The organism is Micrococcus sp. HG099 (genome assembly GCF_024723355.1).
Taxonomy (GTDB): domain Bacteria; phylum Actinomycetota; class Actinomycetes; order Actinomycetales; family Micrococcaceae; genus Micrococcus; species Micrococcus endophyticus.
Genome location: NZ_JANQCJ010000095.1, coordinates 1 through 9466 on the forward strand (window position 1 = coordinate 1; position 9466 = coordinate 9466).

Annotated in this window: 12 protein-coding genes; 7 read left to right on the plus strand and 5 right to left on the minus strand. The window is 73.9% G+C overall.

Annotation, left to right across the window (positions count from 1 at the left end; translation table 11 throughout):
• Positions 1–202, plus strand: a 202-nt coding sequence (locus NWP10_RS08720; RefSeq protein WP_258300598.1) for a hypothetical protein, incomplete at its 5' end; no start/stop codon positions are given.
• 241 nt (positions 203–443) lie between these two features.
• Here the strand turns inward: NWP10_RS08720 and NWP10_RS08725 are convergent.
• Both NWP10_RS08725 and NWP10_RS08730 read right to left on the minus strand, forming a co-directional pair.
• Complete coding sequence (locus tag NWP10_RS08725; protein WP_258300599.1) at positions 444–707, minus strand: DUF6480 family protein; 264 nt, start codon at positions 705–707, stop codon at positions 444–446.
• A 94-nt stretch (positions 708–801) separates the two neighbouring features.
• On the minus strand, positions 802–1200 hold the full coding sequence (locus NWP10_RS08730) for a hypothetical protein (protein WP_258300600.1): 399 nt from the start codon (positions 1198–1200) through the stop codon (positions 802–804).
• A 152-nt stretch (positions 1201–1352) separates the two neighbouring features.
• Between NWP10_RS08730 and NWP10_RS08735 the strand changes: the two genes are divergently transcribed.
• Positions 1353–1883 (plus strand): MarR family winged helix-turn-helix transcriptional regulator, encoded by a 531-nt coding sequence (locus NWP10_RS08735; protein WP_258300602.1) that lies wholly within the window; start codon positions 1353–1355, stop codon positions 1881–1883.
• Between the two features lie 87 nt (positions 1884–1970).
• Here the strand turns inward: NWP10_RS08735 and NWP10_RS08740 are convergent, their stop codons facing one another.
• Complete coding sequence (locus tag NWP10_RS08740) at positions 1971–2402, minus strand: hypothetical protein (RefSeq protein ID WP_017488780.1); 432 nt, start codon at positions 2400–2402, stop codon at positions 1971–1973.
• 92 nt (positions 2403–2494) lie between these two features.
• Here NWP10_RS08740 and NWP10_RS08745 point away from each other — a divergent pair, with 92 nt between their 5' ends.
• The 3 genes from NWP10_RS08745 to NWP10_RS08755 all read left to right on the plus strand — a co-directional run bounded on the left by NWP10_RS08745 (position 2495) and on the right by NWP10_RS08755 (position 6599).
• Positions 2495–3643 carry an acetyl-CoA C-acetyltransferase gene (locus NWP10_RS08745; RefSeq protein ID WP_158492361.1) on the plus strand — a complete coding sequence of 383 codons (1149 nt, stop codon included), beginning with the start codon at positions 2495–2497 and terminating at the stop codon, positions 3641–3643.
• 167 nt (positions 3644–3810) lie between these two features.
• Positions 3811–5406, plus strand: a complete 1596-nt coding sequence (locus NWP10_RS08750) for a fatty acyl-CoA synthetase (RefSeq protein ID WP_258300605.1) — start codon at positions 3811–3813, stop codon at positions 5404–5406.
• Positions 5406–6599, plus strand: a complete 1194-nt coding sequence (locus NWP10_RS08755; RefSeq protein ID WP_258300607.1) for an acyl-CoA dehydrogenase family protein — start codon at positions 5406–5408, stop codon at positions 6597–6599. The genes NWP10_RS08750 and NWP10_RS08755 overlap by 1 nt, the downstream gene beginning before the upstream one ends.
• A 9-nt stretch (positions 6600–6608) precedes the next feature.
• On the opposite strand, the gene NWP10_RS08760 is transcribed toward NWP10_RS08755, so the two are convergent.
• Entirely contained in the window at positions 6609–6995 is a 387-nt protein-coding gene (locus tag NWP10_RS08760; protein WP_258300608.1) for a hypothetical protein, read from the minus strand.
• Between the two features lie 132 nt (positions 6996–7127).
• On the opposite strand from NWP10_RS08760, the gene NWP10_RS08765 reads away from it, so the two are divergent.
• Positions 7128–7670: a MarR family winged helix-turn-helix transcriptional regulator gene (locus NWP10_RS08765; protein WP_258300610.1), complete on the plus strand. Its 543-nt coding sequence runs from the start codon at positions 7128–7130 to the stop codon at positions 7668–7670.
• A gap of 159 nt (positions 7671–7829) precedes the next feature.
• On the plus strand, positions 7830–8630 hold the full coding sequence (locus NWP10_RS08770) for an enoyl-CoA hydratase/isomerase family protein (RefSeq protein ID WP_258300612.1): 801 nt from the start codon (positions 7830–7832) through the stop codon (positions 8628–8630).
• Positions 8631–8688: 58 nt separating this feature from the next.
• On the opposite strand, the gene NWP10_RS08775 is transcribed toward NWP10_RS08770, so the two are convergent.
• Positions 8689–9378 carry a hypothetical protein gene (locus NWP10_RS08775; RefSeq protein ID WP_258300614.1) on the minus strand — a complete coding sequence of 230 codons (690 nt, stop codon included), beginning with the start codon at positions 9376–9378 and terminating at the stop codon, positions 8689–8691.
• Between the last annotated feature and the right edge of the window lie 88 nt (positions 9379–9466).

Here is a 9466-nt window from a genome sequence, read left to right on the forward strand (position 1 = left end):
GGGCTACGGCGGCCAGGCCGGCTACGGCCGGACCACCGGCGGCTACGGCCGCACCTCCGGCGGGCTCGGCGGCCTGCTGGGCGGACTCGGCGGCATTGGCGCCGGCCGCTCCTCGAGCCGCGGCGGCGGCCTGCTGGGCGGACTGCTCAGCGGCGCGATGAACTCCCGCAGCGGGCGCCGCACCACCGGCGGCCGGTTCTGAGCCCACGGGGCTGAGGCGCCTCCCCCGCCGCCGGACGGCTCACCCGCAGACCCGTCCCCCGGTGCCACCAGGCCACCAGACCCACCTGCAGAAAACGACATCACCGCCGGTCCGCCCGGCGGTGATGTCGTCTCTCTGCTGTGATGCGGAGAGCTCGTGCTTCTCTGCGGTGATTCGAGAGGCCGGCGCTTCTCCGCGGTGGAGCGGGAGGGCGGCACCGTCAGGGTGAGGTCCGCCCCGCTCAGCCGAACAGGTCGAACACTCGGCCGAGGACGAACAGCAGGATGCCGATCACCAGCAGGGCGATGATCGCGAACAGGACGATCCCGCCCGTGGAGCGCTCACCCGGCTGCTCCACGTCCATCTGCGGGTTCGTGGGGCCGACGCCGGACCCTTCGGCGGGCGGCGTGCCGCCGCGGTCCGTGTGGCCGGAGTGCTCGTCTGCGGCCCGGCGGGCGTCGTGAGGGTCGGAGTCGTGGGGACGGGGGGTGTGGGGGGCGGCCATGGACGGCTCCTCTTCGTGGTGACGGCGCACGCGGCGCCTGTCGCGCACACGCTAGACCCCTCCCCGGGGGGCCTGACCAGGCACGACGGCCCGCTCAGGCGAGCTCGACCACCCCGATGCCGGGGACCACGGGCTCGGCGGCCACCTGGACGTTGATCCGCCGGGTGGCGAACCGCGCGTCGAGGAGCTGCTCGAGGTCGGCGACGACCTTGCAGGTGATGGTCTCGATCACGGCCTCGGTGTCCTCGCCGGACAGCACGGTGCAGTCGATGTCCACGGTCGGGGCCGCGGGGCCGCCGTCGACGGCGAACCGCGCGGAGGCCACCTCGGGGAACACGAGCACGGCGCGCTCGGCGCTGGCCGCCAACCGGCGGGCGCGGGCGATCCAGACCTCCTGCGCCCATCGGGCGGCGACCTCTTCGGCCCGGTCGGCGGAGGTGGTGGTGAGGCCGTCCGTGGGATCCTCCACGTGCGGGTGCATCGTCGCGGTCATGTCCCTGCTCCTGTTCTCTATGCTCGGAGAGGCGCCCATCCGATGCCCGGGAATGGGAGCGGGCCAGACTGTTCGAGTCTCTATCTGTTCGATAGGCTAACAATACTCGGGCCGCCGGGCCATCACAACACGACATGTCAGGAGGGGAGACCATGACCGAGGACCACCGTGCGCCGTCCGCGAGCGGCTACTGGTACCTCGCCTCCCCCGACTCCGTCGGGCCCGTGGAGGTCCTCAACGTGCTGCGCGGCTACCGCGAGGCCGAGCGGCGCATGCGCCAGCGCACCCGGGACTCGATGCGCATGGGCGAGACGGACCTGCTGGCCCTGCGCCACCTGCTCCGCGAGAGCCGCGCCGGCCGACTGGTGCGCCAGCGCGACCTCGCCGCCGCGCTCGAGATCAGCCCCGCCTCCGCCAGCGCCCTGGTGGACCGCCTCATCAAGGACGGCTACGCGCGCCGCTCCCCGCATCCGGCCGACCGTCGGTCGGTGATCATCGAGACCACGGCGCGCACCGACGACGAGGTCCGCGCCACCCTGGGCCGCATGCACCGCAGCATGCTGGACGCGGTCGAGTCGCTGAGCCCGGACGAGCTGGCCGCCGTCGCGAAGTTCCTCACCGCGCTCACCCGCAGCGTGGACGAGGCCGCGGAGGACGCGCTGGAGCACGGCACGGAGCACTGACCCTCCCCCGCCGCCCCCGGGCAGGCGGGCACGCCTCCGCGGAATGCGGACGCCGCCAGGCGGAGGCGGGCGACGCCGTCGTCCGACTCAGTGCCGCACGCGCGGCCGGGCGCCCAGCGGCTCCACGATCTCCGCGAGGGCGACGGCCATCTCCAGCGTCTGCGAGCGCCGCCGGTTGCGGCCGTGCAGCAGGGTCATGCCCAGCATCGCCAGCAGCAGCACCACGGCCAGCGCCACGACCGCCCACACCAGGACGATGCCGTTGGGGGCCACGTTGTACAGGGCCGCGGCGCTCAGGCCCAGGGCGACGGCGGCCACCACCAGGCGCAGGCCGGTGAGGCCGGTGTCGAAGGAGGGGACGTGGTCCGCGCGGATCTCGATCCGGGCCCGGCGGAAGGCCCGCAGCTGCGTGTCCGTCAGCGGCGGGATCTCGGTGACGAGGCGGTGGTGGAGGGCGGAGGCGGAGGCGGCCTCCAGGTCCTCGTCCAGGGTGGCCTCGAAGCGGTGGTCGGCGCGCATGGGTCCATGATGCCCCGGCGAGGTTGTCCGGCCGGGGAGCCGGGGCTAGCGTGATCAGGGCCACAGTCGCCCCGACCTCCTGGAGGAGCCCCATGCCCGAGGCCTACATCATCGACGCCGTCCGCACCCCCGTGGGACGCCGCGGCAAGGGCCTGGCGCAGGTGCATCCGCTGGACCTGGCGGCCGCTCCCCTGCGCGAGATCGTGGGCCGGCAGGACATCGACTCCGCGGAGTACGACGAGGTGATCCTCGGCTGCATCGACCAGCTCGGCCCCCAGGCCATGGACGTGGCGCGCAACGCCTGGCTCGCGGCCGGGCTCTCCGAGGACGTCCCGGGCACCACGGTGGAGCGCCAGTGCGGCTCGGGCCAGCAGGCCGTGCACTACGCGGCGCAGGCCGTGATGAGCGGGACCGCGGACTTGGTGGTCGCCGGCGGCGTGCAGTCCATGAGCGCGATCCCGCTCTCCCACTCGAACCGGGCGGCCGCAGAGTTCGGCTTCGCGGACCCGTTCACCGGCTCCGAGTCCTGGGCCGCCCGCTACGGGAACGAGGAGATCTCCCAGTTCCGCGGGGCCGAGATGATGGCCCGGCACTGGAACCTGGACCGTGACGCCCTGGAGGAGTTCGCGGTGCGCTCCCACGAGCGTGCGCTCGCCGCCCAGGCCGACGGTCGCTTCGACCGTGAGATCCTGCCTCTCGCCGGTCTCACCGCGGACGAGGGACCCCGCACCCCGGACGCCGCGAAGATCGCCTCGCTCGACCCGATCGTCCCCGGCGGGCTGCACACGGCGGCCACCGCCTCCCAGATGTCCGACGGCGCGGCCGCCCTCCTGCTCGCCTCCGAGGAGGCGGTGCGTCGTCACGGCCTCACCCCGCGTGCACGCATCCACCACCTCTCCGCCCGCGGCGCCGACCCCGTCATGATGCTCTCCGCCCCGATCCCGGCGACGGCGTACGCGCTCGACCGTATGGGCCTGACCATCGACGACATGGACCTCGTGGAGATCAACGAGGCGTTCGCCGCCGTCGTGCTGGCCTGGCTGACCGAGACCGGCGCGGACCCGGCGAAGGTCAACGTCAACGGCGGGGCGATCGCCCTGGGCCACCCCATCGGCGCCACCGGCGCCCGCCTGATGACCTCCCTGCTGCACGAGCTCGAGCGCAGCGGCGGCCGCTACGGCCTGCAGACCATGTGCGAGGGCGGCGGCCAGGCCAACGTCACCGTCATCGAGCGGCTCTGACGGCACCGTCCTCACCCGAGGCGGCGGCGAGGCCGTCGTCGGAAGAATGCCATCGATTCTCCGGGAGAAAAGATTGCACTCGCCGATCGAGACCCCCCTCCCCCATCGCCCTCACCCCCAGCACCCCGCCCCCTCACCCCCTGTCCCGCACCGACCTGGAGGACCCCATGACCGAGCAGACCTCGCCCGCCGCCCCGACCGCCGGCTCCCCCTCGCCCGAGGACACGATCGGCCGCCTGTTCACGCGGGCTGCGGCCCGCCACCCCGAGACCGTGGCCCTGCGCTTCGAGGACCGGGACTGGACCTACGCGCAGCTGCTCGACGGCGTGCACCGGGTGGCCCGCCGCCTGCTGGCCACCGGCCTGCCGCGGGGCACGCGGGTGGCGGCGTACGGCGCGAACTCGGACGCCTACGCGGTGCTGTTCCTGGCGTGCGTCACCGCCGGCTACGTGCACGTGCCCGTGAACTTCGCGCTCAAGGGCGGCGAGCTCGCGCACGCCCTCGAGGACTCGGGTGCGGAGCTGCTCGTGGCCGACGCCGGCATGCTCGAGCGCGTCGACCAGGTCCGGTCCGAGGGCCGCGCGTCGGCTCTGCGGCACGTGTGGACCATGCTCCCCGCCGGCCACGCCGAGCCCTCCCTCCTGGAGACCGCGCGGGACGAGGCCGCGGACGCGACTGCCCCGGACGTGCCGGTGACCGCCACGGACCTCGCGCAGCTGCTCTACACCTCCGGCACCACGTCCACGCCGAAGGGCGCCATGATGTCCCACCGGGCGCTGATCACGGAGTACCTCTCCTCGATCATCGCGCTGGACTTCACGGCCGAGGACCGCCCCCTGGTGGCCATGCCGCTGTACCACTCGGCCGCGATGCACGTGTTCCTGCTCCCCTACCTGAGCCTCGGCGCCACGGTGCGCCTGCTGGCCGCCCCGGACATCCCCCGGATGCTCGAGCTCGTGGAGACCGAGCACATCGGCTCCCTGTTCCTGGCGCCCACCGTCTGGGTGCCGCTGGCGAACCATCCGGACCTGGCCACGCGTGACCTCTCCTCGCTGCGCAAGGCCCAGTACGGGGCCTCGATCATGCCGGTGACCGTGCTGCAGCGCCTGCGCCAGAGCCAGCCGGGCATCGGCTTCTACAACTGCTTCGGCCAGTCCGAGCTGGGCCCGCTGTGCACCGTGCTGCGCCCCGAGGAGCACGACGCGCGGCCGGCCTCGTGCGGCCGCCCCGTGTTCCACGTGGAGGCGCGGGTGATGACGGCCGACGGCGCCCCCGCCGCGCCCGGCGAGCCCGGCGAGATCCAGTACCGCTCGCCGCAGCTGCTCTCCGGCTACTGGAACCACCCGGATGCCACCGCGGATGCCTTCACCGACGACGGCTGGTTCCGCTCCGGCGACCAGGTCACCCAGGACGCGGCCGGCTACATCCAGGTGGTGGACCGCATCAAGGACGTCATCAACACGGGCGGCGTCCTGGTCGCCCCGCGGGAGGTCGAGGACGCGATCTACGAGCTCGACGAGGTGGCCGAGGTCGCCGTCATCGGCCTGCCGGACGAGCGGTGGATCGAGGCGGTGACCGCCGTCGTCGTGCTCAAGGAGGGCGTCGAGCTGACCGCGGAGACCGTGCGCACCCACGTGAAGGAACGCCTGGCGGGCTTCAAGGTGCCCAAGCGCGTGGACTTCGTGGCGGAGCTGCCGCGGAACCAGTCGGGCAAGCTGCTCAAGCGCGCGCTGCGCGCCGAGCGGACGCAGGGCGAGGGCTGATGCGCGCGCCGGACTACGACGTCGTCACGCCCCTGGACATCGACTATCTGGACGCGTTCGGGGAGGCGACGGAGGAGGACCGCGCGCACTGGGACCGCGCCCGTGCCTACGGCCGGGAGGTGCTCGAGCGGATCGACGGGCACTGGGACCGGGGGGAGTACCCGCTGGACCTGGTGGCGCGGGCAGGTGAGCTGGACCTGCTCACCGACGGGCTGGAGGTGCCGGGGCACGCGGTGATGTCCCCGTTGGCCGCGGGCCTGGTGGCGATGGAGATCTCCCGGGCGGACGGCTCGATGGCGGCCGCGGCGGCCGTGCAGGGTGGGCTCGTGCTGCGCGCCCTGGTGCACTGCGCGAGCCCGGAGCAGCAGGAGCGGTACCTCGAGCCGGTGGCGCGCGGCACGCTGCCGGGCGGGTTCGCGCTCACGGAGCCGCTGCACGGCTCGGACTCGGTTTCCCTCGAGACGTCCGCGCGGCCCGACGGCGCCGGCGGCTGGGTGCTGAACGGCGCCAAGAAGTGGATCGGCAACGGGGCCGCCGGGGGCATCACGATCGTGTGGGCCCGGGACACCGAGGACGGGCAGGTCAAGGGGTTCGTGGTGGAGCAGTCCACGCCCGGCTACGAGGCCGAGGTGATCACGGGCAAGGGGGCGCTGCGGGCGATCCACCAGGCCGAGATCACGCTGACCGACGTGCGGGTCGGCGACGACGCGCGGCTGCCGAATGTGGCGACGTTCAAGGACGCCGCGCGCGTGCTGGTGGCCACCCGCGTGAACGTGGGCTGGTCCGCGCTGGGCCACGCGACCGCCATGTTCGAGGCCGCACTGGCCTACGCCCGGCAGCGGGAGCAGTTCGGCAAGCCGCTGGGGGCGCACCAGATGGTGCAGGAACGGCTGGCGCAGATGCTGGACGAGGTGACCGCGATGCAGACCCGCTGCGTGGCCGTGGCCCGCCTGCAGGCGGCCGGGCGGCTGCGTGACGAGCAGGCCTCCCTGCTGAAGTACGCCTGCACCCGGGGTGCGCGGCGGGTGGCGCAGACCGCCCGGGACATGCTCGGCGGCAACGGCATCCTCCTGGAGCACCGGGTGATGCGGCACTTCGCCGACGTCGAGGCGCTGCACACCTACGAGGGCACCGAGTCCGTGCAGGCGTTGATCCTCGGCCGGGACCTGACGGGGTACAGCGCGTTCGCGTGAGCGCCTCCCTCAGGGCTCGGAGACGACTCCCACGCCCACCCAGGGCAGGCTGCGGTCCACGACCAGCTCCAGCCGGCGTTCGTGGAACCGTGCGCCGAGCAGCTCCTCGAGGTCCTCGACGAGGTGCACCGTGATGGTCTCGATGACCGCCGCGGTGTCCTCTCCGTCCCGCAGGATGCAGTCCACCTCCAGCGCGGGGGCGGAGGGGGTGCCGGTGATGGCGAACCTGGCCTCGGCGACCTCGGGGAACACGGTGACGGCCCGCGTGGCACTCATGGCCAGGCGGGTGCAGCGCTGACGGAAGGCGGCGGGCTGCGGCGCCGGGGACTCGAGGACGGGCGGGACGGCGGACAGGGTCTGCCCCATGGTCTGGGGGGCCTCCAGTGTTGCTGTCATGACATTCCTCTCGCCGCGGCCCGGGCGCCCCCTCACAGAGATCGCCGTGACCTGGAAAATGTTAGTCTAACTATCCGTTAGGCAGACTAACCAAATTCTCGGGGTGACGCGAACAGGGAGGTTCGAGAGCGCATGGGTGAGGAGCACACCACGCTGACCAGCACGGATGGCGCACCGACGTCGGGCTACTGGTACACCCGCGGCGCCCGGGAGATCGAACCGGTGGACGTGCTCGACCTGCTGCGTCGCTACCGGGAGGCCGAACGGCGCATGCGCGCCCGCACCCGGGACAGCATGGGGATGGGAGAGACCCACCTGTCAGCCCTGCGTTACCTGCTGGAGGCCGACCGACGCGGCCACAAGGTCCGTCAGCGGGATCTGGCCAGCGCCCTGGAGATCACCCCGGCCTCCGCCAGCGCCCTGGTGGACCGACTGGTCCGAGACGGCTACGCCCGACGGGCACCCCACCCACAGGACCGCCGATCCGTGGTGGTGGAGCCGACGGCCAAGACGGACCACGAGGTCCGCGCCACCCTGGGCGCCATGCACCGCAGTATGCTCGCCGCGGTGGAGGGCCTCACCCCGGCCGAGCTCGCCGGCGCGGCCGCGTTCCTGCGGGCCCTGATCCACAGCGTAGAGGGGCATGACGAGGACGAGGCGGACCAGCCCGCGTGAGGAACAGGCTCAGCGGAAGAGGTCCCAGACGCTGAACGTGGTGCGTTTGTACGCCGCGTTGCGGGCGGCGCGCTTCGGATCGCGCACCCACCCCATGCCCGGCCGGCCGCTCTCGTGGCCGGCACCCGTGCACCGCACCCGCCAACCCCAGGAGCTGACATGAGCACCGCACCCACCCCTTCGTCCTCCGACGACGCCCCGGCCGTCCTCGTCGAGGCGCGGCCCGGCGTCGTGCGGCTGACGCTGAACCGGCCCGCGAAGGGCAACGCGCTCGGACTGACGATGGCACGCGAGGTGCTGGCGGCGATCGCCGCGGCCGAGGCGGACGAGTCCGTGCACGTGCTCACGCTGACCGGCGCGGGGCGGATCTTCTGCGGCGGCGGGGACGTCCAGGCCATGGCCGCCTCCCCCGCCGGGCCGGAGCGGCGCGCGATGATCCAGGAGCTCGGCGAGGCCGCGGGCGAGGTCGCGGTGGCGCTGACGGGCTCCCGCCTGCTGGTGCTGGCCGGCGTCAACGGGACGGCCGCCGGGGCGGGGCTCGGGCTCATGCTGGGCGGCGACGTCGTGCTGGTGCGCGAGGATGCGCAGCTGGTGACGGCGTTCTCCGCGCTCGGGATGACGCCGGACACGGGCGTGTCCTACTGGTTGCCGCGGGTGCTGGGGCCGGTGCGCGCGACGCAGCTGCTGCTCGGCGGGCGGCGCCTGAACGGGGCCGAGGCCGTGGAGTGGGGCCTGGCGACCGAGGCGGTGGCCGGCGACGCGTTCGCGGCGCGCCTGACGGAGCTCGAGGACGAGCTGGTGGCCGGTCCGGCGCACACCTATGGGCCGACGAAGGCGCTGGCGCGCGGGGCCGACGTCGAGGCGCTGCGCGCGCACGTGCGACAGGAGGCCGCATCGATCGCGGCGGCGTCCGAGCACCCGGAGGCCGTGCGGCGGGTGGAGGCGTTCGCGGGCCGGTGAGGGGTGGGCGGCGGCCCGGGCCGGCGGCGTCGCCCACTGAGGCGACGCCGCCGCGGGCTCAGGCCGGCGGCGGCTGCGCCGGCCCCCCGGCGAGGTCCGTCCGAGCCCCGGCGAAGCGGGCCAGCCAGGGGAACCATCCCCGGGTGCGGTGCGCGTAGAGCACGAGCGCGACGAGCAGCGCCCCCAGCGTGCCCACGATCAGGTCCGTCATGGTGTCCGTGTTGCCCTTCTGGGTCTGGGCGCCGAGCACCTGGTCCGCGGTGAACTCGGCGACCTCCCACGCCAGGGCTACGAGCGAGTGCAGCCCCACCACGGTGAGGGCCTCGAGCCCGGGCGGCATGACCAGGCTCCGGCGGGCGGCGGCGACGCCCAGGAGCAGGATGGCCCCCAGCGCGATGGGCACGCCCGAGAAGAAGTGCACGAGGACGTCCCACCACGGCCAGGCGGCGTAGCGCCCGAGTGCGGCGCCCAGCCACGGGGCGGACAGCAGGAGAGCCGCATACATCGCGTGCAGGGAGGTGGGCAGGCGGACCCGGGCCGCGCGCTCGACGGCGATCGTCACGGGGACGACCATCGCGATCTGCGCGCTGAGGCCGGCTGCCTCGGCGTCGCCCCGGGCGGCGAGGACGGCGGCTCCGGCCAGGAGGACGACGGCCGCGAGGATCAGGGGCGAGCGCCGGACGAGGGCCCGCTGGCGGGAGCCGGGGTCGGGGCGGGCGTCGGGGTGGGTGTCGAGGTGCGGTGTCATGGCGGGGGGCTCAGGCGGACGGCGGGACGGCATCGGGCACCAGTTCGTAAGCGAAGGCGGGGCGGACGGCGTCGTCGTCCTCCAGGAC

What these genes read in the sequence shown, in the direction of transcription:
- NWP10_RS08765 (WP_258300610.1), top strand. Translation starts at nt 7,128, where the DNA reads ATGGGTGAGGAGCACACCACGCTGACCAGCACGGATGGCGCACCGACG.
- NWP10_RS08750 (WP_258300605.1), top strand. Translation starts at nt 3,811, where the DNA reads ATGACCGAGCAGACCTCGCCCGCCGCCCCGACCGCCGGCTCCCCCTCG.
- NWP10_RS08745 (WP_158492361.1), top strand. Translation starts at nt 2,495, where the DNA reads ATGCCCGAGGCCTACATCATCGACGCCGTCCGCACCCCCGTGGGACGC.
- NWP10_RS08740 (WP_017488780.1), bottom strand. Translation starts at nt 2,402, where the DNA reads ATGCGCGCCGACCACCGCTTCGAGGCCACCCTGGACGAGGACCTGGAG.
- NWP10_RS08760 (WP_258300608.1), bottom strand. Translation starts at nt 6,995, where the DNA reads ATGACAGCAACACTGGAGGCCCCCCAGACCATGGGGCAGACCCTGTCC.
- NWP10_RS08725 (WP_258300599.1), bottom strand. Translation starts at nt 707, where the DNA reads ATGGCCGCCCCCCACACCCCCCGTCCCCACGACTCCGACCCTCACGAC.
- NWP10_RS08730 (WP_258300600.1), bottom strand. Translation starts at nt 1,200, where the DNA reads ATGACCGCGACGATGCACCCGCACGTGGAGGATCCCACGGACGGCCTC.
- NWP10_RS08755 (WP_258300607.1), top strand. Translation starts at nt 5,406, where the DNA reads ATGCGCGCGCCGGACTACGACGTCGTCACGCCCCTGGACATCGACTAT.
- NWP10_RS08775 (WP_258300614.1), bottom strand. Translation starts at nt 9,378, where the DNA reads ATGACACCGCACCTCGACACCCACCCCGACGCCCGCCCCGACCCCGGC.
- NWP10_RS08770 (WP_258300612.1), top strand. Translation starts at nt 7,830, where the DNA reads ATGAGCACCGCACCCACCCCTTCGTCCTCCGACGACGCCCCGGCCGTC.
- NWP10_RS08735 (WP_258300602.1), top strand. Translation starts at nt 1,353, where the DNA reads ATGACCGAGGACCACCGTGCGCCGTCCGCGAGCGGCTACTGGTACCTC.